General features: G+C 32.9%; 24 protein-coding genes. 11 read left to right on the forward strand and 13 right to left on the reverse strand.

Annotated features, from left to right (window positions below):
• The first annotated feature begins 83 nt into the window (after nt 1-83).
• Nucleotides 84-1,217, forward strand: coding sequence for a sorbosone dehydrogenase family protein (locus DK508_RS12360; RefSeq protein ID WP_109301062.1), 1,134 nt, complete (start codon nt 84-86; stop codon nt 1,215-1,217).
• Here DK508_RS12360 and sthA read toward each other — a convergent pair whose 3' ends face one another.
• Complete coding sequence (gene sthA, locus DK508_RS12365; protein WP_109301063.1) at nt 1,218-2,642, reverse strand: Si-specific NAD(P)(+) transhydrogenase; 1,425 nt, start codon at nt 2,640-2,642, stop codon at nt 1,218-1,220. It lies immediately after the preceding gene.
• A 6-nt stretch (nt 2,643-2,648) separates the two neighbouring features.
• A complete protein-coding gene (locus DK508_RS12370; protein WP_109301064.1) occupies nt 2,649-4,619 on the reverse strand; it encodes an adenylate/guanylate cyclase domain-containing protein in 1,971 nt (656 codons plus the stop codon).
• 95 nt (nt 4,620-4,714) lie between these two features.
• Here DK508_RS12370 and DK508_RS12375 point away from each other — a divergent pair, with 95 nt between their 5' ends.
• Together DK508_RS12375 and DK508_RS12380 are read left to right on the forward strand one after the other, a co-directional pair.
• The gene (locus DK508_RS12375) at nt 4,715-5,092 is read left to right on the forward strand and encodes a DUF3307 domain-containing protein (protein WP_109301065.1); all 378 of its coding nucleotides are present in this window, start codon (nt 4,715-4,717) and stop codon (nt 5,090-5,092) included.
• Nucleotides 5,093-5,281: 189 nt separating this feature from the next.
• Nucleotides 5,282-5,533 carry a hypothetical protein gene (locus DK508_RS12380; protein ID WP_109301066.1) on the forward strand — a complete coding sequence of 84 codons (252 nt, stop codon included), beginning with the start codon at nt 5,282-5,284 and terminating at the stop codon, nt 5,531-5,533.
• A 4-nt stretch (nt 5,534-5,537) separates the two neighbouring features.
• Here the strand turns inward: DK508_RS12380 and DK508_RS12385 are convergent, their stop codons facing one another.
• The 3 genes from DK508_RS12385 to DK508_RS12395 all read right to left on the reverse strand — a co-directional run bounded on the left by DK508_RS12385 (nt 5,538) and on the right by DK508_RS12395 (nt 8,043).
• Nucleotides 5,538-6,368 (reverse strand): DMT family transporter, encoded by an 831-nt coding sequence (locus DK508_RS12385; RefSeq protein WP_235016403.1) that lies wholly within the window; start codon nt 6,366-6,368, stop codon nt 5,538-5,540.
• A 65-nt stretch (nt 6,369-6,433) separates the two neighbouring features.
• On the reverse strand, nt 6,434-7,720 hold the full coding sequence (locus DK508_RS12390) for a type II toxin-antitoxin system HipA family toxin (protein WP_109301068.1): 1,287 nt from the start codon (nt 7,718-7,720) through the stop codon (nt 6,434-6,436).
• Complete coding sequence (locus DK508_RS12395) at nt 7,714-8,043, reverse strand: helix-turn-helix transcriptional regulator (RefSeq protein ID WP_109301069.1); 330 nt, start codon at nt 8,041-8,043, stop codon at nt 7,714-7,716. Before DK508_RS12395 ends, DK508_RS12390 begins: the two co-directional genes overlap by 7 nt.
• Nucleotides 8,044-8,475: 432 nt before the next feature.
• Here DK508_RS12395 and DK508_RS12400 point away from each other — a divergent pair, with 432 nt between their 5' ends.
• Complete coding sequence (locus tag DK508_RS12400; RefSeq protein ID WP_109301070.1) at nt 8,476-9,441, forward strand: carboxypeptidase-like regulatory domain-containing protein; 966 nt, start codon at nt 8,476-8,478, stop codon at nt 9,439-9,441.
• Between the two features lie 11 nt (nt 9,442-9,452).
• Here DK508_RS12400 and DK508_RS12405 read toward each other — a convergent pair whose 3' ends face one another.
• Complete coding sequence (locus DK508_RS12405; RefSeq protein WP_370443846.1) at nt 9,453-11,195, reverse strand: SulP family inorganic anion transporter; 1,743 nt, start codon at nt 11,193-11,195, stop codon at nt 9,453-9,455.
• Nucleotides 11,196-11,325: 130 nt separating this feature from the next.
• On the opposite strand from DK508_RS12405, the gene DK508_RS12410 reads away from it, so the two are divergent.
• The 3 genes from DK508_RS12410 to DK508_RS12420 all read left to right on the forward strand — a co-directional run bounded on the left by DK508_RS12410 (nt 11,326) and on the right by DK508_RS12420 (nt 13,791).
• The gene (locus DK508_RS12410; RefSeq protein ID WP_109301072.1) at nt 11,326-12,081 is read left to right on the forward strand and encodes a sulfite exporter TauE/SafE family protein; all 756 of its coding nucleotides are present in this window, start codon (nt 11,326-11,328) and stop codon (nt 12,079-12,081) included.
• A 154-nt stretch (nt 12,082-12,235) separates the two neighbouring features.
• Nucleotides 12,236-13,036 (forward strand): MBL fold metallo-hydrolase, encoded by an 801-nt coding sequence (locus tag DK508_RS12415; RefSeq protein ID WP_109301073.1) that lies wholly within the window; start codon nt 12,236-12,238, stop codon nt 13,034-13,036.
• A gap of 164 nt (nt 13,037-13,200) precedes the next feature.
• Nucleotides 13,201-13,791 carry a pseudouridine synthase gene (locus DK508_RS12420; protein ID WP_109301074.1) on the forward strand — a complete coding sequence of 197 codons (591 nt, stop codon included), beginning with the start codon at nt 13,201-13,203 and terminating at the stop codon, nt 13,789-13,791.
• Nucleotides 13,792-13,855: 64 nt separating this feature from the next.
• On the opposite strand, the gene DK508_RS12425 is transcribed toward DK508_RS12420, so the two are convergent.
• From DK508_RS12425 to DK508_RS12455, 7 genes are all read right to left on the reverse strand, one after another.
• Nucleotides 13,856-14,407, reverse strand: a complete 552-nt coding sequence (locus tag DK508_RS12425) for a hypothetical protein (RefSeq protein ID WP_109301075.1) — start codon at nt 14,405-14,407, stop codon at nt 13,856-13,858.
• Between the two features lie 94 nt (nt 14,408-14,501).
• Nucleotides 14,502-14,984 (reverse strand): hypothetical protein, encoded by a 483-nt coding sequence (locus DK508_RS12430; protein ID WP_109301076.1) that lies wholly within the window; start codon nt 14,982-14,984, stop codon nt 14,502-14,504.
• A 6-nt stretch (nt 14,985-14,990) separates the two neighbouring features.
• A complete protein-coding gene (locus tag DK508_RS12435) occupies nt 14,991-15,620 on the reverse strand; it encodes a chloramphenicol acetyltransferase (protein WP_109301077.1) in 630 nt (209 codons plus the stop codon).
• Nucleotide 15,621: 1 nt separating this feature from the next.
• Nucleotides 15,622-16,314: an HAD family hydrolase gene (locus tag DK508_RS12440; RefSeq protein ID WP_109301078.1), complete on the reverse strand. Its 693-nt coding sequence runs from the start codon at nt 16,312-16,314 to the stop codon at nt 15,622-15,624.
• 52 nt (nt 16,315-16,366) lie between these two features.
• Nucleotides 16,367-18,058 carry an energy-dependent translational throttle protein EttA gene (gene ettA, locus DK508_RS12445; RefSeq protein WP_109301079.1) on the reverse strand — a complete coding sequence of 564 codons (1,692 nt, stop codon included), beginning with the start codon at nt 18,056-18,058 and terminating at the stop codon, nt 16,367-16,369.
• Between the two features lie 47 nt (nt 18,059-18,105).
• Nucleotides 18,106-18,288 (reverse strand): CAL67264 family membrane protein, encoded by a 183-nt coding sequence (locus tag DK508_RS12450; protein WP_109301080.1) that lies wholly within the window; start codon nt 18,286-18,288, stop codon nt 18,106-18,108.
• A gap of 207 nt (nt 18,289-18,495) precedes the next feature.
• Nucleotides 18,496-19,917 (reverse strand): DNA/RNA non-specific endonuclease, encoded by a 1,422-nt coding sequence (locus DK508_RS12455; RefSeq protein ID WP_109301081.1) that lies wholly within the window; start codon nt 19,915-19,917, stop codon nt 18,496-18,498.
• Between the two features lie 230 nt (nt 19,918-20,147).
• Here DK508_RS12455 and DK508_RS12460 point away from each other — a divergent pair, with 230 nt between their 5' ends.
• From DK508_RS12460 to DK508_RS12475, 4 genes are all read left to right on the forward strand, one after another.
• Nucleotides 20,148-21,776: an acyl-CoA carboxylase subunit beta gene (locus tag DK508_RS12460; RefSeq protein WP_109301082.1), complete on the forward strand. Its 1,629-nt coding sequence runs from the start codon at nt 20,148-20,150 to the stop codon at nt 21,774-21,776.
• A gap of 12 nt (nt 21,777-21,788) precedes the next feature.
• Nucleotides 21,789-23,630: a tetratricopeptide repeat protein gene (locus tag DK508_RS12465; protein ID WP_109301083.1), complete on the forward strand. Its 1,842-nt coding sequence runs from the start codon at nt 21,789-21,791 to the stop codon at nt 23,628-23,630.
• A 25-nt stretch (nt 23,631-23,655) separates the two neighbouring features.
• A complete protein-coding gene (locus tag DK508_RS12470; protein WP_109301084.1) occupies nt 23,656-24,408 on the forward strand; it encodes a LytTR family DNA-binding domain-containing protein in 753 nt (250 codons plus the stop codon).
• 132 nt (nt 24,409-24,540) lie between these two features.
• Complete coding sequence (locus tag DK508_RS12475) at nt 24,541-25,173, forward strand: hypothetical protein (protein WP_109301085.1); 633 nt, start codon at nt 24,541-24,543, stop codon at nt 25,171-25,173.
• The last annotated feature ends 41 nt before the right edge of the window (nt 25,174-25,214 follow it).

The raw sequence follows: 25,214 nt of genomic DNA on the forward strand, positions 1-25,214 counted from the left end.
CACTATCTGTAAGTTTGCATAACAATAAATCCTAAAAGTATTGGTTATCAATAGATAGGATATAATATTTAAATACACATTACATGGATAAGATAGCTAAAGGTATTGGTATTCTTCTTGTTTTATTTTTATTGTTTTATTGTTCTAGTGATGATACTACTTCACCCAATCCAGACCCTGATCCCAACCCAACAGATGCAACGACAACAATTATAAGCACACTAAGTGTACCGTGGGAAATTGTATGGGGGCCGGATAATTTTTTATGGGTTACAGAACGTGGTGGAAGAATTAGTAGAGTTAATCCAGATACAGGTGAACAACAAGAACTATTGACAGTAAGCGAAGTTGAACAAGTACAAGAAAGCGGTTTATTGGGAATGGTACTTCATCCTAATTTTGACAATAATCCTTTTGTGTATGTAGTATATACCTATCAAGGTACCAGCGGTTTATTAGAACGTTTAGTACGTTTTACCTATGCAAATAACACTTTATCTGATCAAATTACTTTATTAGAAGATATTCCTGCAAATTCTGTACATAATGGTTCTAGATTATTAATTACTTCAGACTTACATCTTTTAATGACTACTGGCGATGCAGGTAATACTAATTTATCACAAAACTTGAACTCTCTGGCTGGAAAAGTGTTAAGAATAAACCTTGATGGAAGCATCCCTAGTGACAACCCAATTACCGGAAGTTATGTGTATAGTTTTGGTCATAGAAATCCACAAGGAATGGTAATACATCCTAATGGCAATATATACAGCTCTGAACATGGTCCCAGTAACGATGACGAAATCAATCAAATAGTAGCTGGTTCTAATTATGGATGGCCTAATGTTATGGGGGTTATAGATACGCCTAATGAGGAAGCCTTTGCTGCAGGAACAAATGTAACAGAATCAATTTTTAACTGGACTCCAACCATTGCACCTTCTGATTTGGTATACTATTCAGGAAACGGAATCCCAGAATGGACCAATAAGTTCTTAATGACAGTACTAAAGGATCAAAAAATAATAGCACTCACTCTTAGTGATGATGGTAGTACGATTACTCAAGAAGAATCTTTTTTTACGGATGATTTTGGACGCCTTAGAGATATTGCTATTTCTCCAGGAGGGCGCATTTTTATTGCAACCAATGGTAATTCGTATGGAGATACGAGTAACACACATCAAATTATAGAAATTAATAGGATTCCATAATTAGATCATTTCACCAGCTTTTTTTATTTTTTTGCCTGCTAGATTACCCAGGCCATCATAACTCGCATATTTATATAAATCATGTAATGTTGGGTAGTTAAATACAGTACCAATAAGGTTATCCAAGGTTTTTTCTTCTCTTACGAGTTCCATACCGTAGTGAATAAGCTCGGTAGCCATATACCCTATTATGTGTACTCCCAAAATCACTTTTGTGTTTTTATTAAATATCAATTTAAGATATCCATTATCATTATCCCCCATGATCATCCCTCTAGCAGTATCTCTAAAATAGCTATACCCCACTCCATAATCAATTTTGTCATCAATTGCTTGTTGTTCGGTTATACCGACCATAGATACTTCGGGTACGGTATAAATTCCATATGGAAATATATCAGTAAGGGATTCTAAATCTGCAGTATCAAACATATGTGTTACTGCAATACGACCTTGCTCCATACTTGTACTTGCCAAAGCAGGAAAACCAATTACATCACCTACCGCATAAATATTGGGAATATTGGTTTGAAACTTTTCATTGACTAAAACAGTTTCTCTTTTTCCCGTTTCAAGACCAATTTGGTCACAGTTTAGTCCCTTAATACGCCCACTTCGACCTGCTGCAAACAAAAACATATCTACATTTAATACCTCGCCAGACTTTAAAGTCAATCGTAACGGTTTTTCTTCATTTTCAGGTAACTCAAACCCCGAAATAGAATTATTAAACAGGATTTTGATATCATTCTTTCTCATTTGATCCACGAGAGCTTCGGATACTTCGGTATCTAAAAATCCTAGAATTTTATCTCTATCATTAACAATAAAAGTCTTTACTCCCATGGCCCCAAAAATAGTAGCATATTCACACCCAATAACTCCAGCACCCAAAACACATATAGATTTAGGAAAATGCTTGATACTCAGTATTGTATCAGAATCTAAAATACGTTTATTATCAAAAGGAATATTTTTGGGGTGATACGGATAAGAACCTGTGGCAATAAGAATATGTTTGCCATATATGATTTCTTCTATAGCACCTGATATTTTTATTCGATTTTGGTCTACAAAACTGGCGAACCCCTCAAAAACCTCTATGCCATGCTTCTTGAGGTTATATTTTACAATTTTGTGCATATGATTAGTAACCACATTTTTTCGATATAGAAAATCATGTACTCCGGTTTCTCTACCCACTTTTTTATCTACTCCAAAAACTCCTTTTTGATATATCCCCGATAGATACAATGCAGTTTCTTTAAGCGTTTTAGATGGTAACGTACCTGTTTGTACGCCTGCGCCACCATATTTATCTTCTTTCTCTATTAAAGCAACTTTATGTCCAAAATATGCTGCCTTTACAGCTGCTTTTTCTCCCGCTGGCCCAGAACCAATAACGATAAGATCAAATTTTTTCATATCATCTTATTTAGTAATCATATTAGTGATTTCATCCCATGATGAGGATTTTTTTGCAAGGTAATTATTACATTTTTCAAGGAATATCTGTACCGCTTTATCATTAGGGTATTCTTTGTGCAGTGCAGAAAACATAGTTGCTGCCTCAGCGATTTTTTTATTTCTTATTTGTGATACGGCCTTATTGTATTGATCCAAATAAGAGAGTTTTTCTTTATCCTGAGGAGATAAAAATTCATAAACGGATAATGTTTTGGACTTTCCTTTTACCCTTACAGTATCAAGAAACCTATAAATACAGGATTTTTTATTTTTTAGTTTAGAAATAGTTGCTTCTGTACCAATGATCTTTGCCTGATAATGCTTGGTCAATCCTTCGACTCTAGAGGCTGTATTTACAGCATCAGAAATCACAGTAGTTTCTAGTCTATGATCATGACCAATAGTTCCTAAAATTAAATTCCCAGTATGGATACCAGTACCTATTTGGATAGAACGTTTATTTTCTTTTTCGAGCTTTTTATTGAAACTGATTAGAAATTCCTCAAATTCACAAACGGCTTTAATGGCAAAATCAGAATCTTTAGGGAAAAGTGCCATTACAGAATCACCTATAAATTTATCTATAAAACCTTTATTACGACGAATTATAGGAACAATACCATTGAGGTAAGAATTAATAAAATCAAAATTTTCTTGTGGACTAAGGCTTTCAGATATCTTTGTGAATTCTCTTATGTCAGAAAAGATTATTGTCATTTCTTGTTCTACTTGATCGCCTAGCCTTACTTCTTCTATACTATCTTTACCTAAGTTATTTAAAAATTCCTTAGGCACGAAACGGCTGTTAGCCTCACTAAGCCTTAAAAGTTTTGTATTTGCATTGGCAAGTTCGGTAGTTCGTTCATCAACTTTTTGTTTAAAAAATTTAAGTCTAGAAATAACTTCATCCTTCAGAAAAGAAAAGTTACGAGTAAGTCTACCAATTTCATCTTCGGTACGTATCACTGGGTACTCGGATTCTAACGTAAACTTGCTATCTACAAATCTAGTGATATGCGTAGTTAGTTCGGTTAATGGAATAGTTATCTTTTTTGATATATAAGTGCTTATAGCAATACTCCCAATAACTAAAACGATAGTAATAAAAATGAAGTAAAAAGTTAATTTATTAAATTCCTTTTCTTTCCAAAGCTGCGTTTGGTAAACTACATTGCTAAAGCTAACTTCAGACACTGTTATTCTTTGATCCAATTCCTCTTTTAATCCTGTGTTATTTTTTATACCTATCAATTCGTCTAATTTAACAAGTTGAGTTAATTTGTCTTCATAACCATGTAAATAATGGAGTAGTTTATCTTTTCTTTTTTTTGTTATTCTATTATTCTTTAGAATTTCTTCTCTCATAGAAACTACCAATTTTGAGAATTTAAGGGTATAGGCCTCTTCATTCCTAATAATGTAGTCTTTTTCATGTCTTCGAAGAGACAGAATATCTTCTATAGGGATTTCCTTTTGCTTTTCTAACCAATGTGCATCTCTTCTCATAGATCCTTCAAGGTTATAATTCTTAAACCCTCGAGCTTGAATTTGAATAATTAAGGACAGAAAAACAGAATCTATCTCCGTAATATCAGATTTTATTTCGGTAATCAAAGAAGCTAACTCTGGTTCGGATGAAAAATCAATTTGTTGAAGATGGTATCTTGTACTATCTAGAAGTTTAAGATAGTAATCCAAATAATGGCTACCGCCAGTTTTGAAAAAATTTTGACTTTTTGTCTCGTAGCTAAAGAAATCCTGTTGCGCTTTTACACTTTTAAGAAGTAAAACATACGATTGGTCTATAGCCTCAGTTCTAGCATGTATTTTCTCTCTTTTTGTAATATAGGTATACGAAAGTGCTATAATTAACAAGCTAGAGGTGATAAAAACCAAGAACCAAAAAAGTAAACGATGTCTAAAGGTTTGAAACATGTTACAATCAAATAACTTATGAATTAAAATTTATCTTTTACATTATCAAACAGGTTACTATTCTATAAAATTTTCATTATCAATTAGGTTATGCGATGTCTTATTGGTATCTTATCAATATGGTTTTCAGTTTAATTCTTTTAGCACATTGGACAGGGGATTATGCTTTTCAGACTTCCAAAATGGCTGTAGGCAAAAGTCAACATATCAAATGGCTGGCTTTTCATGTATTGGTTTACACTCTTGTATTATGTGTATTTAGTATATTTCTATTTTCTATTAAATTGGCTATTTTTTATACGCTACTAAATGGAGTGTTACACGGTATTACTGATTTTTTTACCAGTAAATTAGCTGCCAAATACAATCAAACACCTCGTATATTCTTTCCTGTTTTGGGCATGGATCAACTTATCCATACCATTACATTATATCTTACGTATCAGAATATCGATTTACTGTCGTCTTTTTAGAATTTATATCTATATAAATCTAATGAATAATCTCTCGTAAAACAAACTTATTAGTAGGTTTATATTCTTAACGACATCACCTTTTACATGACGTATAAGTACTGTTTTTCAAATAATTATAATAAATAGATTTGGAATAATTACGGAAAAACCGTAATTTAGTCTTCCCCTTATTAAAAATGATAGCTTATGCATAAAACTACCCAGGAGCAAAAATTCAATGCTCGACACTTAGATGTTAAATACAAAGATATATGGGATAGAGGAATTCATCTATTTACCATTAATGACAGTAATCGCGATTTTTATTATAGTATTTTCTATATTGATTTGTTATTCGCAGAGGTAATATATAACAAACTTACTGGAGATATTATTACCATAAAAAGCTTCACAGATAAAGCGAAAATAATGTATTATTTAAGAGAAGATTTTTCTTAATTGATCATTTTTTTCGATACCAAATATTAAGAATAAGCCCTGTTATTACAAGTAAAGTACCTACAAGGCTAAGGATTGGATATGTGTCACTAAACCAAAACACCCCTGCAATCATTGTAAATATTACCTCAATATATTTTAATGATACAATCTTATTTGTTGCCTGGGATTGAAATGCTTTGGTCATAAATAATTGCCCAAAGTACCCAAAAACCCCTAGACTTAGTAGTAGCAACCATTCTACTCCTAGGGGAGTAGTCCATTTGAAAATAGATAACACCCCTCCTACTAACAAAGAGATCCACATAAAATAGTTCACAATAACCACAGGATGATCTCCATGCCCAATTTTATTAATCAAAACATATACTACACCACTAAATATCGCTGACCCTATTATTAACAAAAATCCAAAAGAATTCATGTCTGGATCAAAGCCTTTGATCATTAATACCCCAACAAAAGCCATGATAAAAAATAACCATTGTATTGATTTTACACGTTCTTTAAGAAAAAACACCGCAAGAATTGTGGCAAATATTGGAGACAAGTATCGCAACGAAACTGCAGATCCTATAGGTAAATAATTTACTGACATAAAAAACAACCCCATAGAGGTCACACCTGCAAATCCTCTAAACACCAATAAACTTCTTTGATTACCCAGAATAGGAATCTTATGCCAAAGAAGATAACTCATCGTAAAAAATAAAGATCCAAATGCCCTGAAGAGTACCAATTGTCCACCGCCAAAATGCGCTAAATACTTTACTAGTAGATTCATTGCTGTAAAACACACAGCACTAAGGAGCATAAAGTATATCGCTTTTTTCATGAATTGGTCAAAAATACATCTTCAAAATTAATTTCTGAGTACTTTTTAGAATTGATTTTAAATCATTATAAGCTTAACCTAAATGCTTTTTTTAACCGATCTGCTTGCCATACGGGTATTCCTGCTTTTTGCGCATAATAGCTCCAGTTAGACACTACATTTAAAGTTTGTTGAATAGCCTCTTTACTATTTTTAAAACTTATTTTATCCCCTACTGCAATCAAATCCTGCATGGTAAAATCATCACGCTTTCCGTTAATTGACATTTGGTGCATACTAGTCCAAATACCAACGGGATTATAAGAATATGTAATATCATATGCGGGAGAAAGCCTCCATTGTCCCTGCCTATCCATTAAAAAAGAAATATTCTTAGTATGATCATCTTGATTACGAGCTATAACATTAAATACCATCCTCTTATACTGTTGTATTGCATCAATATGAGGCAATCGTAACCGCCTCATGATTTCGAAAGCATTTTCATAAGAATGTGCTCCCGGAGATTTGTAGTCAAAATGTGCCAAAGAACATAATGTTTGCATGTGTACTTTTTGACTATGATTAATTCTATCAAAACGTTTGGTCATAAAATGTGCACGATCATGCTCCTCGAATAGTATAGAGTTTTCCATATGTATCCCACAATCCAATGCCATTAAATAATAGGCGTATTCTATTCTGCCATATCCTTGGGGATCACTTAATGAAGCATCGTTTACGCCATCAAATTTAAAAATATAATGATCAAATCCTTTTGGTGCTTTTGCTTGTCCAGAGCGTATTTCATTAGTATTTGGATTATAGGCTATAATTGCCTTAGCTCTTTGCCCTCCGGCAGAAGTACCTACTTTTATAAGTTCATTAAGATGTTCTGTATCTGAAAGGTTAAGATGCAAACTTTCGCGTGTATTAAGTATTTTCTCAGCAAGTAAAGCTAGTTTATCTACTTCGAGCATTGTTGTTTGTGCTTTACCAACATTTTTTGCAGGTTGAAACTCTAATGCTCCCATTCCTCTAGTGCCAATGTAGCATAGCCTATCTAAAGGAGTAAATTCGGATTTTGGAATGTTATTAAGTGCTAACCATTGATCTATCAAACGATTTCCGAAATCATCCGGTAGCACATCAGATAGCATACCAGGTAATCCTTTGTAAGTATCTTGATTAAGGTTAGGGAAGCTATATATTTTTTTGGCTGAAGATGTTATCGGCATATGTATAGGTGACACATCAAGTTTTTTATCTAAAAACGAAGAGAAAAATTCGAAAGACCCAAAATTTCTTTCATTATCCCAACTTAATGCTCCTAACTCTTCATCCCAAAGTGTAATCTTGATAACATCTACCATTGCGGATCTTCTTTTTGATTCTTAGGACTTCTTGATGCTCTTTCTCTTCCCTTACCTTTAAGTTTTAAAAGCTCTATAGGACTAATTCCTGGATCTGGCAGTAAAGAGTTTAATGCATCTAGGTCGCCAAACGCTCTTAATATCTGAATAAAGGTTAAAACAGTAGTTGTTTTACCGGATTCAAAATTTTTAATGGTTTGCACATGCACCCCCGCTCTTTTTGAAAGTTCTTCTTGAGTAATATTAATATTAAGTCTTCTTTGTTTTACTCTTTGAGTAAGCTCTATCAAGACTTGTTCGTCTGAAAGGTTATTTAACTCCATAATACGTGATTAATAATGTATACAATAATATACGTTGTAGGTCTAAAACGTATATTATGTATAAAATAGTATACTTTTATGTAAAAATATATTGCAAATATAATAAAGTATATAAAAATATACTTTATGCTACTAAAAATATTTCAAAGTATATTAAAATATACTTTGAAATAAATTATTGTTACTGTATAGATATAAATCCGCTATTAATGAATCATGCTATATACATTAGATAAGATTGAATGAATATATTGTAAATTATTAGTTTAAGTAATATGCTATAACACATTAAATACAAACATTTTAAAAAATTATATAAACTACAAAATAAGATTGATGATTTCTAAATTATTATGCTCTTTGGCATGATAATAGTTATCTTGTTAATATAATTTATTATTTTAGTTTTTTTAACACCTCCAATCAAAAACCATGAAAAAGCTGTTTCTCCTACTACTGCTTTTTTTAGCACAAATAGTCTGCTCACAGACCTACACTGTACTTGATTCTGTACAGAATACTCCTATATCTTTTGCTACAATCTCTTTTGGTAACGGAAATGGTACTTTTGCAGATGCAGATGGTAACTTTCAGTTTTCAAAAAAATGGTATCCAGATATAGACACACTATACATCTCTGCCCTAGGCCATAAAGAAAGGGTAATATCAACTACATTAATTCCAAAAAAAATAAAACTTGCGCAAGATGTATCTGAGCTTAAAGAAGTGATTATTACTGCCGAAAAGAAAAGAAGGTATAAAACCAGAAAAATAGCTTCAGAGGTGCATAATGATTATTTTAAATGTTGGCTACCCACTGTAGAATCGGAAATAGCCGTTTTCTTCCCGAAAAACACTCAAAAACCTACTAAAATTGCATCCATATACCTACCAATAAAGGTTGAGTCTTCTAATAGAAATTCTTCTGGTGGGCAATCTTTTTCAACGATATTCAAAATGCAGTTTTACACCAATGACATGGGCGCTCCAGGAAAACGTTTGGCATACGACGATATCATATTTAATGTCACCAATAAAGATAAAATCAATTTTGAACTGAACGTTTCAGAACATAAAGTATATATTCCAAAAGGTGGCATATTTGTTTCTATTCAGGTCCTGGGCTATGCTGATAAAAATGGTAAACTTCAACAAACCAAAAAATATCATGAAGTAGAAACTCGTAAGGGCATAGTTAAAGTATCTACTACTTTTAGACCTTTACTTCCATTTACTAACAAAATCAATGATTACAGAACATTTACACGTAGAGTATTCTTCAAAAACAGAACATGGCAACGTTTTGACCCAGAATATAGTGAGACTAATAATCTAATTAAAAACAACAACACCAATTACGGTATGGGACTTAAACTACACCTATACGAAGACAAGTAATTAACATATTTTCAATCTAAAAAAGATCTTCTTTTCTCATTAAATTGAACAGCAACTTCATGCACCTTATCATGTGCTTTACGATTTTCGGCATGATTCACAGCATCTTCAATGGTAAGATAATAGTGCTCTAACCCCAGTTTATCTGTAAACCCCGATCGTTTTAAAAAATCTCTAACAGGTCCGATAGAGCCAATAATTAACAATTGTATATCCAAACCTTCTAAATATTGACAAATATCCTCCAATACATGCAATCCTGTACTATCAATATCGTGCATATTGGTATTATCCAAAATTAAAAATTTTGGTTTCGGATTACGATTTGTAACATATTCTTGTATGGCATCTTTGAAATAACCAGCATTCCCAAAATAAAGTTGGTTATCAAACCTTATAATAAGATAATTCGAAGATTGAATAGCATCAGGAAATCTATTGATATTTCGATAATATGTAGTTCCAGGTATATTTACCAATTCAGCTATATGCGGACGAGAGCTATAGTACTGTAAGAATACAAAAGAAAGGATAACACCTATAAATATCCCATTTTCGACACCAAAAACTAGTGTACCAACAAAAGTAATAATCATCACTACAAAGTCTCTTCTTCTAAGTTTAAATAAATATTTGGCTTCACTAAAATTGATCAATCCAAATACCGAAACCAATATTATTGCAGCCAAAACCGCCTTTGGGATATAAAAAAACAATGTTGTAAGAAACAACAATGATAGCAATACCATTACAGCAGCAATAATCGAAGAAACAGTGGTCTTCCCTCCCGCTTCATCATTAATAGCTGTTCTACTATAACTTCCTGATGAGGGAACGGCCAGAAAAAATGCACCTATAACTTTGGCTATTCCTAAGGCAAACAACTCTTGGTTCGGTTTTACGACATGGTCTCTGTTTTTCATTTCTATAGATTTTGCTATCCCGATACTACCCACATAACCTATAAAAGTTACCGTAAGTACTGTAGGAATTAGTGCCATCATAGTATCATAACTCATTTCAGGAATATTAAAAGATGGCAATCCTTTAGGAACACTTTCGATCACAGATAATCCCTTTTGATCGAGATCAAAAACGTAGGTAACAATAGTAGTGATCATGAGTACCGTTAGTGCTCCAGGAAAAGAACGTTTCCATTTCTTTAATACTGTAATTACCACAATCGAAAATAAACACATCACAAAAGTTATCCAATGTACATCAATCAAATGTTTAAAAGTGTATGCAAGCGTTTGATGCGTATATTTAAAACTAGGAATATCTATTCCTAAGCTTTCACTTAATTGAGAAATAATAATTATTATAGCGGCTGCCGATATAAATCCAGATATAACAGGTTGAGAAATCAGATTAACCAAAAACCCCATTCTTAGGACACTCATAATAATTTGCAGCACTCCTATTAAAAATCCAGCAAACAAAACTAAGGCTATAAATTTTTCAGAAAACGGATCTGCTAATTGACTTACCCCACTCATAATCAAAATTGCAGTAACAGCAACCGGGCCTATACTTAATTGTTTTGACGTGCCAAATAGCGCATACAAAAATAAAGGTACTAGACATGCGTATAATCCATATATAGGAGGAACACCCATAAGTAAAGCGTAAGCAATTGCTTGAGGTATTAAAATAACCCCAACCGTAATACCAGAGATTATATCTGCCTTAAATATAGAGGCATTATATGCTTTATCTCTAAAAATTTGTAAAAACGGAATTATTTTGTGCAGAGTTTTAACTTTGTGTCGTTTTGGTTAGCTCCGTAAATCTACGACAGTTGATAATTTATGCCAAAAGAATTTCAAATAGATATATTCATCTCAACGATTTATCTATTTTTGATACAAACCAAAAACGGACATGAACGAAACAGGGCTTCTTTTCCTCTTAGCTATCGTAGGCTTTATTGCTGGAGTTATTAACACGATCGCAGGAGGAGGTTCCTTACTTACACTGCCCATGTTAATTTTTATGGGATTACCTCCTGCAGTGGCAAATGGTACAAATCGAATTGGGATATTTATCCAGAGTATAACTTCAATTGCCGGGTTTAAAAGCAAAGGAATAAAACCATCGTTCTTCGGTTTGTTTTTGGGAATATCTGCTCTTATTGGCTCCTTAATAGGTGCTCAAATTGCAATCGATATTAAAGGAGAGACTTTTAATAAGATCTTAGCAATTATTATGGTAGTTGTGGTTTTATTTATGGTCTTTAAACCTAAAATAAAAGTCGAAGATCTTATAGAAAGAACCAAGGGTAAACATTTTTGGGTATCTATACTCACTTTTTTCTTTATTGGTATTTATGGCGGGTTTATCCAAGCTGGTGTTGGGATATTTATTCTATTGGCGCTAACATCTATAAATTACCTTAGTCTTGTAAAATCCAACGCAGTTAAAGTACTTGTGGTATTCGTATATACCATTGGCGCCTTGGCTATATTTGCATATCACCAGCAAATAGATTATTTATACGGATTCATTCTTGCATTCGGAAACGCGAGTGGCGGTTGGATTGCCAGTCGATGGTCTGTAAAAAAGGGAGATGGACTGGTTAAAATCTTCTTGATTATCATGGTAACAGCAATGGCTATCAAATTATGGGTAGATAGTTAAATGAAATTCAATACAATGGGGTTTTTAATATTTTTATATTATAAATGCCAATACATAGGCAATACTCGAAGCCTCTTGCAGAATAAGCTTCTACTGATTTTATAAAGGATAATGCGTATATTATACTCGCTAACAAACACAAAATCGTCATAAAATGAAACTTAAAACCCAGAGTATCATACTCATTTGCATTCTTGTTTTGGCATGTAAATCTCAAAAAAAGGAAGAAACCGAAATTATTAATGAAACTATCGACCCACCTCAAGAAGAAGTTTCAAAAAAAATAGAAAGTGATATTGTAATTGATCCTATTGGCCATGCAACGGCAATATTAGAATGGAAAGATAAAACCATTTACATTGATCCTTATGGTGGCAGCAAAGCCTTTGAAGGTAAGAAACCTGCGAATTTAGTTTTGATTACAGATATTCATGGAGATCATATGAATATAGATACACTCGATAGTTTAGATCTATCTAAGGCCGAAATTATTGTACCGCAAGCAGTAGCCGAAAAACTTCCTGCTAGTTATACAGATCAACTTTTGATTATTAATAACGGAGAAACCAAAGAAGTACAAGGGATTTCAATTGAAGCTATCCCGATGTACAATCTTAGAGAAGAAGCCTTAAAATTTCATGAAAAAGGTCGCGGAAATGGATATGTTATTACACTCGGAAAAGAACGTGTGTATTTTTCTGGGGATACTGAAGATATTACCGAAATGAGAAAGTTACAATACATTGATAAAGCTTTTGTTTGTATGAATTTGCCATACACAATGACCGTAGATAGAGCGGCTGATGCGGTTTTAGATTTTAAACCAAAACAAGTGTATCCTTATCATTACAGAGGCACAAATGGATTTAGTGATGTAAATAAGTTTAAGGAAATTGTTTCTAAAGATCCAAATATTGAAGTAGTACAATTAGATTGGTATCCAAAACAAGAGTAAATGTATTGCGCTAAATTAACGTCTAGTCTCTATATGTAGTAAACTATTTTACAAAACAAACTGGTTTGGCCTCTCCTAGCCTTTTTTGTGATCCGCGTAAATCCAAAACGAGTTAAAATCTGTACATTACCACGATTTTTTAAAATGAATACATTTTAAGTATAATGGAGAGCAACATTGAATCAAAACAACACAAACACTTTGTTATCTACAAACCTTATGGATACTTGAGCCAGTTTGTAAACAATGGTCAAAAGAAAAACAGCAAGAAGTTATTAGGAGAATTACATGATTTCCCCGAGGGCATTATGGCAATCGGGAGATTAGATGAAAAATCTGAAGGTCTTTTATTACTTACAACAGATGGCAAAACCAGCAATCATATTTGTAGCGGTAAAATCGAAAAAGAGTATTATGCCCAGGTAAACGGAGAGATCACTACCGAAGCTGTTCAAAAACTATGCGATGGCGTCGAGATTGGGTTCGAAGGAAAAAAATATCTTACAAAACCTTGTATAGCAAAAGCTATTAGTACAATACCCACATTTCCGCAAAGGTCAAAGAAAATTAGAGATGATAGACATGGCCCTACTAGTTGGGTATCTATTACCTTAACCGAAGGTAAATTTAGACAGGTTAGAAAAATGACATCGGCTGTTGGGTTTCCAACATTACGTTTAGTACGTGTTAGAGTTGGAGATATTCGATTACACAATATGCAAGTAGGTGAAGTGAAGCAGCTAGAAGTTATTTAAAAAAAACAAAGTCCCGAAACAGCAATATGCTTCGAAACTTGTGATATTATTATTAGATTAACATCTAATTTTTTCTCTTTATTCTTTTCTTGTTTTTGGATACTTTCTTCCCTGCCTTCTTAGCTTGTTTAGCATTACTGTTTACAATCTCACTACTTCTATTTCCATTACTTCGTTTTACAGCAGAAGCTCTTTTTACACTACCATCTGTTTTTTTTACACCAACAGATCTTTTCTTCGAGCCATCGGGATTATTTACGCCTCCTGCTCTATACTTATCACCATCTGCTTGTTGTACTCCTATCCCTCGTTTCTTAGTACCATCAGCCTTATTTGCTTGTACTGCTCTTTTTTTAGTTCCATCTGCCCTATTTACTCCTGCCGCTCGATATGTGTCACCATCTGCCTGGTTGGCTTTTACCGCTTTTTTCACATTACCGTTAGTATCTTTTTTTGTAGCGTTTATTTTTTTATTTCCTTCAGCATCTTCAGATTCAACTAATCTTACTTTTTCTCCATCTTTGTTAGTACTTACTTTTACAGTTCTTTCTTGACCATATCCTAAACAGGTTATACCGAAAACAAGTACAATACTTAAAATTTTATTCATTTTCATAATTCATTTTTTTAAGTTACTTCATAATTAAGACCGGAGAATTAAAAAAAGGTTTAATTAAAGATAAAGAAATAATACATATTACAAGCGAATGCTATTCAAATAGCGATAAGATTACATCCTGCAATTTGTTTAATTGAGATCTAAGAATCCTTTGTTTGACAGTAATGGATAATGTAATTTTAGAAAAAGACCTTGTCATAAACTCAATACTAACAAAAGCTTTAGGTTCTTTTGAATTAGAAAACCAATTGTTGGCATGATCTTCATCTGCAAAAGTATTATCAAAGTCATTTGTATCTTCATTAATAGCACCTCTAACAAAATCAGAGTTTGGATCATAAACAATTATGGGTAAATTTAACCGATTTATCAACTTCTGTATTTCATCATTAAGTAAGGGAAGAGCTTGTTCTAATTTCTTTTCAAAAGGTTTGTTTGCTTCGGTAAAATAATCAGAGATGTAATGAGGATGTTCTTCTGCATCTGGAGGCATTGCCACACTTACCGTCATGCCAGAAGAAAAAAATATATGAAAGTATTTAGTTATAGCCCCTGCTCCCGCTTCTCCACTCATGATACATTATTCGTTTAACAACCGCTGAAATTCCTCAAGGTACACTCCAATATGATAACCATCCATTAAACCATGGTGCACATTGATTGCTATAGGCAAGCTTATTTTACCTTGGATTTTCGTATATTTTCCGAAAGAGATTTTAGGAATACTATCTTTAAACTCAAAATGCCTAGCGTGAGTTAATCCAGTAAAACTATACCATGGTATAGAAGAATAGTGAATAGTATCTATGCGTTTTGCATTATCATTGTTACGCAAGCCAGAGCTATTTTTTACATCAAATATTTCTCTTTGACCTTTCTCGACAAAACTATTGAAGTCTTTATCATACTCTATAAACGAAAATCCAAAAGTATGATCATCTCTTCCGATGGTTGGCGAAGCGTGGATTTGATCATATAAGAAAATTTGATCATTTTCTACTCTATACCTAAAAGCTTCTATAGTATTTGCCGCCAGTAAAGACTTGTGTAGATAGAAAAGAAAATAAGGGTATCCAAAATCTTTTATCTTTTGATACCCTAAAGTAAAATCTACCTCTGTTGTAATCCCAAAAAATGGTTCATTAAAGCCTCCAAAAAATTCGAAATGCTCTTTTCTGTCCCAGTTATTAAGATCAATAGCTTTTCTCATATCATAGTACCTCTAGTAATTCACTCGCCTTAGTGAAACTTCTAAAATTAGTATGTGTTATTTCTTCATGGATCATTTCATGTTCCCATGTGGTATGAAAAGGAATATGAAAAGCATGCGCACCTATATTTAATACGGGTAGAATATCAGATTTTAAAGAATTTCCTACCATTAAAAATTCATTTTCAGAAATATCGAGATGTTTTACCAACTTGGTATAATTTTTCTCTGTTTTATCCGATACAATTTCGATATGATGAAAATACTTTTCTAATCCCGATTTAATTAACTTACGCTCCTGATCTAGCAAATCTCCCTTTGTGGCTACTACAAGACGATACTGTTGAGACAATTGACGTAGTGTTTGATCAATACCATCAATCAATTCTATAGGTTCTTGAAGCATTTCCTTACCCTTATCTATTAGTTTCTGAACCAATGTTATAGGAACATTTCCATTTGAAATATTTATAGCAGCTTCAATTAAGGATAATGTAAATGGTTTAATGCCGTAACCGTAAATAGGTAAATTTTGCATCTCCACATCAAACAACAATTTATTAGCTTGTTCCTTGGGCATAAAATCAATTAACAATTCGCAAAATTCTTCTTCAGCTTTTCTAAAAAAAGTTTCATTTACCCATAGCGTATCATCCGCATCAAAGGCAATAACTTTTATTTTTTTTAAAGGCATCCTTATTGATTCTGAAAAATATTATAAATACAGATATCTAATCTGAGCTTAATTATCTAACTAATTTCTTATACTTAATACGTTTTGGCATTAAATCACCACCTAAGCGTTTCTTTTTATTTTCTTCATAATCAGAGAAACTACCTTCAAAGAAATACACTTGAGAATCTCCTTCAAAAGCTAAGATATGAGTACATATTCTATCTAAGAACCAACGATCGTGAGAAATCACTACAGCACATCCTGCAAAATTCTCAAGCCCTTCTTCTAAAGCCCTTAACGTATTGACATCAAGATCATTAGTAGGTTCATCCAAAAGCAATACATTACCTTCTTCTTTAAGTGTCATAGCCAGATGTAATCGGTTACGTTCACCTCCAGATAAGGTAGATACTTTTTTGTTTTGTTCACTTCCTCCAAAATTAAAACGACTTAAATACGCCCTGGAGTTGACTTCTTTACCGCCCATCATCACTAAGTCCTGCTCATCACTAAAATTCTGCCAAATAGACTTATCAGAATCTATATTAGAATGTGCTTGATCTACATAAGCGATTTTTGCTGTTTCTCCTACAGAAAAACTTCCTTTATCAGGAGTTTCTTCTCCCATGATCATTTTAAAAATAGTCGTTTTTCCTGCTCCATTTGGTCCAATAATTCCAACTATTCCTGCTTGCGGTAATTTAAAGTTAAGATCTTCATATAAAAGTTTATCCCCATACGCCTTGCTAACTCCGGTAACTTCTAAAACATTGCTCCCTAAACGAGGTCCATTAGGAATGTATATTTCCAATTTTTCGTCAAGTTGTTTTTGATCTTGACTCATTAGTTTATCATAATTCTTTAAACGTGCTTTTTGCTTGGTTTGCCTCCCTTTTGCACCTTGACGAACCCACTCTAACTCACGTTCTAGGGTTTTTTGACGTTTTGAAGCAGATTTGCTTTCTTGCGCCAAACGTTTAGATTTTTGATCTAACCATGAGGAATAGTTACCTTTCCAAGGAATACCTTCTCCTCTATCAAGTTCTAAGATCCAACCTGCCACGTTATCTAAGAAATACCTATCATGCGTTACCGCAATAACGGTTCCTTTATATTGTGCCAAATGATGCTCTAACCAGTGTACTGATTCTGCATCCAAATGGTTTGTAGGCTCATCTAATAATAAGACATCTGGTTCCTGAAGCAATAAACGACAAAGAGCAACTCTCCTTCTTTCTCCACCAGACAATACTCCAATTTTCTTATCAGAATCCGGAGTTCGTAATGCATCCATAGCAATTTCAAGCTTGGTATCTAACTCCCAGCCATTACCAGCATCAATTTGATCTTGTAAAGCAGCTTGTCGATCCATAAGTTTCTGCATTTTATCTGCATCACTATAAACTTCTTCCAAACCAAACATGTCATTGATTTTATTGTATTCATCAAGAACAGCAACAATTTCTGCAGCACCTTCTTTTACGACTTCAAGAACAGTTTTTTCAGGATCTAATTGTGGCTCTTGCTCCAAATATCCAACCGAATAGTCTGAAGAAAAAACAACATCACCTTGATAATTTTTATCAACACCCGCTATAATTTTAAGAAGGGTTGATTTACCAGAGCCATTAAGCCCCAATATTCCTATTTTTGCTCCATAGAAAAAACTTAAATATATATTTTTTAATACAGGCGTATTAGCACTTTTAAATGTTTTACTTACTCCCGACATGGAGAAGATCACCTTTTTATCGTCTGACATAAGTCCTTATTATATTATTTTATTTGATGAATTTATTATATTGAAGATTAAACTCTTCCTTTTAAAGCATTAAAAACCCAAGCGATTGCAAAGAAACCAATACCAACAGCGGCAAAACCATATCCAGATACATCTCTGTATCTAAAAGCTCCTAATGCTATTAATGAAAGGCCGACTATTACCATAATAAAAGTAGCCCATGCAAGCACAGTATTTTTATTCATTCCCATAAATTCTTATTTAGTACAATTAGTTGTTTGTTGCGAATAGTAAAGTTACAAATATCGATATTTTATCATCAAAAAACAGGTTTTTAAAAGGATGTTAAGATATTAAATTAGCTTATGACTTGTTTTACAGTTAATTAAAAATTAACTTTTAATACAAACGAGCACTAAAATAGATAGTGCTCGTGTAAAATTAAACCAATTTATTTATTATAATGCTTCATTATCTAATCGAGATTCTAGTACCGATTCTATAGTATTAGGGATATTTTCTAAAAGATCATATCCTGTTAAGTTTTCAATAGTATTTACGGTTGTTCTAAATTGTGTCCAGTTGCTACTAATTCCCTGATCATTAGGTACATTAATAGCTATTACTCTAGTCGAAGTATTTACTCTATTAATATCATTTGATCCATTTGGTAATACTAAAGCTACTTTCCAAAAAGAATCTGGTACTGTAATATTTCCTCCATCTATTGTGGATGCAAAACCATTTCTTCCCGTTCCTCCACTTCCAACAACGCCAGCAATAACATGAATCTCGTTCCCTTCTAGGGTCAAAGATCTCAGATAGTTTTCAAAACTTGCCCAACTTCTCTGATTATTATCAGGAGCTTGAGGAGCTATATTGGTCATAAAAAATGTGTTCTCATTAGAGGATGAATTTCCATTTCTATCTGCCGAAGGACATAAATGCCCTCTATCAAATCCAGAACCTGTATAATCACTAGTTGTAGCTCTAAAAAAATTACTTGGTAATGACCTATCTTGTTTAAAACAATTGCACCTCGGCGAACTACCTGTCCAAGCACTACTTAAGTGCCAACTCACCCAATTAGCTGTCCCTCTATTATTGTTATATGAAAGTACGTAATCCGGTTTTGATAAATAATAATTTGTAGTACTCGAAGATGCGTTAGAAGGATTACCAAAGGTAATATTACTATCTCTTGATGGACTACCATTGCCGCCGTTACCTCCTCCTGTAGAGCCAGTAACTATTTCAATATTATCAATATTAATTCGATTAGACCCTCCTGAAGTTTTATAAATCCCGTATCGAACTGATCTTGTTTCATTAACATTAAACGACACGGTATTTAGTGACGTTGAAGTTGTGTTAATCGTAGATCCAGCATAGGACCATGAAGAACCATTATCATAAGAAGCTATCAAACGCCAAGAAGAATTACCATCATTACCATATTTTGCATGGCGTACTCTTACTGTTTGTGCACCATCATCCATATTAAAAGACATAATTGTATATCCCGTATTTCGAATACGACCAGATTTCGATCCAAATTTTCGATCATTAGATAATGTGCCAATCAAAGCATCGTTAAAATACCAAGTACCAGAAGAAAGGTTAACACTCGCTCCCACATAACTTTCTTTTGACCCCGATTCTAAAGTTTCTGTAAACCCTGACGCTCTTTTTTGTGAAAAATTGTGATCATGAGGCCCCTCATTATCATAAAAATTAGTTTGTACTTTTAATTCGCCTTTAATATCCAATCTAGTAGTTGGGATAAATTCGTAACTAGATTGATCATCTACACTACAGCTCGTTGTTATAAATGCTAAAGTGAAAAATAAAATGATTGAGTTAAGCTTTACATACTTCATAGTTGAATTATTAGATTATTGTGTGTTTATGTTTCTATCAAAATAATCCAATATGTCTTAAAAAACTGTTAATCGATCACCAAATAAATGTTATTAAAGCATTAAAAATCAATTTAATAAACAACAACAACCTGCTATTTTAAGCGTATGTTTATGAAGCATCTTAAATTATCTCTCTAATATCAATAAACTCGGGGTTTTTTGTATTTTCGTGCAAACAATACACACAAATGGATATAAACTTCAACAAGAACGAAGATCATAATAAATTACTAGTATCAGAACTACGTCAGAAGTTTGCTAAAGTAAAACTTGGAGGAGGCGAAAAACGAATTGAAAAACTACATGCCAAAGGCAAAATGACGGCTAGAGAACGAATTGAATATCTATTAGATAACGATTCGAAATGTATCGAAATTGGTGCTTTTGCCGGTGAGAATATGTATGAAGAACATGGAGGTTGTCCTAGTGGTGGTGTCGTAGTTAAAATAGGTTATGTTAGTGGCAAACAATGTATTGTGGTTGCCAATGATGCTACTGTAAAAGCTGGAGCTTGGTTCCCTATTACTGGAAAGAAAAACCTAAGAGCTCAAGAATTATCGATTGAAAACAAATTACCCATTATATATCTTGTAGATAGTGCCGGTGTATATCTTCCTATGCAAGATGAGATTTTTCCTGACAAGGAACATTTTGGTAGAATTTTTCGTAACAATGCTGTAATGAGTAGCATGGGGATTACTCAAATATCTGCAGTTATGGGTAGTTGTGTTGCAGGAGGAGCTTATCTACCAATTATGAGTGATGAAGCGCTGATTGTAGATAAAACAGGAAGTATTTTCTTGGCTGGTAGTTATTTGGTAAAAGCGGCTATTGGCGAAACTATTGATAATGAAACTTTGGGTGGTGCAACTACACATTGTGAAGTCTCTGGTGTTACCGACTATAAAGCCAAAGATGATAAAGATGCTTTAGATACCATAAAAAATGTAATGTCTAAGATCGGAGATTTTGAAAAAGCTGGTTTTAACCGGGCGAAACCATCAAAACCCAAAGAAAACCCCGAAGAAATATATGGAATTCTACCTAAGGCCAGAAATGAACAATATGATATGATGAAAATCATTAGTCGTCTTGTTGATGATTCTGATTTTGAAGAATATAAAGCTGGATATGGTCAAACAATTATAACCGGTTATGCTAGAATTGATGGTTGGGCTGTAGGTATTGTAGCAAATCAAAGAAAAATTGTTAAAACCAAAAAAGGTGAAATGCAATTTGGTGGAGTTATCTATTCTGATTCTGCGGATAAGGCTACTCGTTTTATTGCTAATTGTAACCAAAAGAAAATTCCTTTGGTGTTTTTACAAGATGTAACTGGTTTTATGGTAGGTAGTAAAAGTGAACACGGAGGAATCATAAAAGATGGTGCTAAAATGGTTAATGCCGTAAGTAATAGTGTAGTTCCAAAATTTACGATAGTAGTAGGTAATTCTTATGGGGCTGGTAATTATGCTATGTGTGGTAAAGCTTATGACCCTAGGTTGATATACGCTTGGCCAAGTGCTGAGCTGGCGGTTATGGGAGGTGCTCAAGCGGCAAAAGTATTGTTACAAATAGAAACAGCTTCACTAAAGAAAAAAGGAGAAAAATTATCCGAAGAAGATGAAAAAGCTCTTTACGATAAAATAAAAGCTCGTTATGACCGACAAATTTCACCCTATTATGCAGCTGCACGAATATGGACAGACGGGATAATTGATCCTATGGATACAAGAACGGTTATTTCTATGGGGATAGAAGCCGCTAACCACGCTCCTATCGAAAAGAAGTTTAATCTGGGGATTATCCAGGTATAATTAAATAGATTAATGAAAATTTCACACATACTCTTAGTTTGTTTATTACTTGTCGGTACATATAAAATAAGCGCACAATCTAATGAAGAAAAGGCTAAAGAAATTGAACAAAATCTAATACGATCAAAAGAATTACTACAAAAAAATGTAGATAGTTCTATGTTTTACTCTGATAAGGCTTTACAACTGTCTAAATCTATAAGCAACGATACATTAGTAGCTAAATCTTATTTACAAAAAAGTAGTGTATTGATTATAAAGGGTGGATTTGAACAAGCCGATTCTTTGCTTCAAAATAATCTTCAAGCAAAAGAACTTCCTGTACATATCGAAGGACAAACCTGGCATAACTTAGGAACCATTGAATATTACAAGCAAGATTTCCACAAAGCCTTAGATATATATCTAAAAGCTGCCAAAGTGCTCGAAAAAGCCAATAATTCTAAACAATTAGTAAATACGTATACAAATATTGGTTCTATCAATGCTGCTTTAAAGAATTTTAAAAATGCTCAAATATATCTAGAAAGAGCACTTCCGTTAAGTGATTTTAATGAAGTATTAAGATTGCAAATTTTGGTCAACTTAAGTACGATTTATAAAGAGCAAAAATTATTCAAAAAATATGAGAGTAGTGTGTTTGAAGCTGAGCAATTAGGCTTAAAGTACAATGCAAAAAGAATCCTTTCTGTTGTTTACACCAACCTTTCTACATATTATACCGAGGAAGGAACCGATTATGATAAGGCACTTTATTATGGTAAAAAAAGTGTGTCTTTAAAAAAAGAGCTCAACCTGACCCAGACATTGGATGTCGCATATAATAACCTTGGGCACTCTTTTCTCAAGAAAGGAGAATATCATAAAGCCATTGCATATCTAGATAGTGCAAAACCTAGTTCTAAAGGAATTTTAAGATCTTATGTTTTTAATAATCTAAAAGAGTCATATATTGGACTAAAAGATTATAAAAAAGCAATGTATTATGCTGATTTAAAAGATGAAGTAAAAGATTCTCTAACTAATGCAAAACAAAAAGAGAAAGTTGCAGAACTAACAGAAAAATTTGAGTCTGAGAAAAAACAACAGCAAATCGATGTTTTGGATGCTCAAAACGAGGTGCAAGCACTTACCATCAAACAACAAAAATACATATTATTAGTATTGGGAATAATTGGAGTTTTAGTACTTATATTGAGCTATTTTGGGTTTAAAAATTATAAAACCAAACAACAACTAAATACGGTTTTATTGCAGCAAAAACTTAGGAAAACCCAACTTAATCCTCATTTTTTGTTTAATGCTTTACAAAGTATTCAAAATTTTATTTATCAAAACGACAAAGAAAAATCTGGAGCTTACTTAGCCAGCTATTCAAAATTAATTAGATTAATTCTAGAAAAATCCGACGACAACTTTATTTGTGTTGGAGATGATAAATTGGCTCTAGAATCCTATTTAAATTTACAGCAATTAACCCACAATAATTCTTTTGAATATCAAATAGACATGGGAGAAAATGTAATCGAAGATTTCGATCAAATCCCTTCTCTTATCACGCAACCTTTTGTAGAAAATGCTATTTTACATGGACTTAAAGACATTAACCAAGGTGTTATTAATGTCAATTATTATAAAGAAAATGATGCATTATGTGTTTCTATTTCTGATAACGGAAAAGGGATTCAAGATAAAAAAGAAGATTCAAGAAAGCTTCATAAATCAATGAGTATGGGTATTATAAAAGAACAATTGAAAAATTTAAATCGAACTTCTAAAAGCTTTGAAGGTGATATTTCGATTAATTCATCAGATAAGGGAACTAAGGTTATTTTAAGTTTTACAGCCGCTTAAAAAATATGTATAGTATCTTTATCTCATGACCAATCGTATTACTTGTTTTATTGTAGAGGATGATCCTCAAGCTCTTTTTTATGTTTCTTCTATTATTGAACAATATGGAGGTATTGATATTTTGGGTAACGCAGATACGATTAACAAAGCATCAAGCCTTGTAAAAAAACTTTCTCCAGATTTTATAATACTAGATGTCTTCCTTAAGGATGGTAATGCATTTGAGTTTTTGGAATTTTTTGACCAAATACAATTCAAAATTATCTTTACTACCTCATTTGCCAAATACGCTTTAGAAGCTTTTAAGTTTAGTGCTATAGATTATCTACTAAAACCTTACGAAGAAAGAGAAATGGTTGTAGCCTTAGATAAAATCACTACAGACAAACTTAAGGATAGTTATCAATTACAATTAAATACGCTATTACAAAATTTCGCAAATAAACAAGAGCCTAAGAAAATAGTACTCAAAAATGCTGATACGATAAATATTGTAAGTACTGGGGATATCCTATATGCCAAATCAGATAATAATTACACTACATTTTTACTCACCAATGGGAAGGAAATACTGGTTTCTAAACCCTTAAAATCTTTTGACGAAAAACTGTCTCCGCATAATTTTTTTCGGGTACATCAAAGTTTTTTAATAAACCTTTTACATGTTTCGGCATTTCATAAACGTAATGAAGAAGTTATTCTAAATCAAAAACATAAAATCCCTGTGGCTCAAAGTCGCAAAAAGAGTTTAATTGATTATATAGAACGACATTTATAGAATTCTCGTTACACCCTATTCATTACTAAAAATACCTCTACGAATTCTCATTTACTCAAAAACGCTTTGTTATTAGGTGTAATTTAGTTCATAGAACTAATTTTTTACACAAATCAAAACAATAAAAAAGTAATGAAAAAAACAATCATCACTGTGGGTATGATCTTTTTATTCTTTTCATGCGGAAAAGATAAACAAAAGGAAGAAGGTGGAGGTTTAATGGATATGATTGAGGGGGTATCTGATTTAAACAAAATGGCCAAAGAAGCCGAAAAAATTGAAGAAGAAAATGAAAAACTGGTCACCACCATTCCTATTTCTAATGAAGCTTTAAAAAGCATGCTTCCCGAAAGTTTATTAGGACACTCCAGAAAGAAATTTTCTGTAGGAAACCAGTTTATGCCTGATGTAGCCATGGGTGAAGCTGAATATGAAAAAGAAAACGGAGATATAATCTCTTTATCTATTATTGATGGTGCAGGTGAAACAGGAAGTGCAATGGTTACTTTGGCTCGTTTAAGTTTTGCCAGGGATTTTGAAGAACAAAGTGATCGAGGGTATAGAAAATCAACCACAATCAATGGTTATAAAGCTGTAGAAGAAGTTGAAAAAGATGATTACTCTGATGCCGAAGATGCCAAAATCGATCTTATGGTCGCCAATAGATTCTTGATTTCTGTCGAAGGGCAAAATATGTCTGTAAATCAATTAAAAAAAGCAGTAGATGAACTGGATTTAAAAAGTCTAGAACAAAAAGCTAACTAGCTTAATCACTTATAGTTTAATTATTACTTGTGAATAACTGA

This window comes from Aquimarina sp. AU474 (assembly GCF_900312815.1).
Classification (GTDB): Bacteria; Bacteroidota; Bacteroidia; order Flavobacteriales; family Flavobacteriaceae; genus Aquimarina.